This is a genomic window from Microbacterium sp. K41 (assembly GCF_004794395.1).
GTDB lineage: Bacteria > Actinomycetota > Actinomycetes > Actinomycetales > Microbacteriaceae > Microbacterium > Microbacterium sufflavum.
Map to the genome: position 1 here is coordinate 1 of NZ_SSDO01000188.1, position 281 is coordinate 281.

Genomic DNA, 281 nt, shown 5'->3' on the forward strand with positions numbered 1-281 from the left:
GGACGTGCGCCTGCGACGGCTGCCCGACGGGATCGAGGCGGCGGCGCGCAGCCTCACGCGCCTGCTCGCACTCGGAGCGCGGCAGGGCACGGAGTTCGAGCTGATCGGCCGCGGTCCCGATGCCGGGGCCGCCCTCGACCGGCTGGTCGCCCTGTTCGACGACGGCTTCGGCGAGGGCACGGAGGACGCACAGCGCGACACCCGAGCCGCGGACGGTGCCGGCGGAGAGGGCGCTCGCGCCACCGTCGGGGGTCCGGATGCGTCCGTCGCGGCGGACGGCC

At 77.9% G+C, this 281-nt stretch carries 1 protein-coding gene; it reads left to right on the forward strand.

Translation table 11 applies throughout. The features are described 5' to 3' along the window. Positions 1–281 (forward strand): HPr family phosphocarrier protein (locus DW309_RS05075; protein WP_205812630.1); only part of this gene is annotated, 281 nt, incomplete at both ends.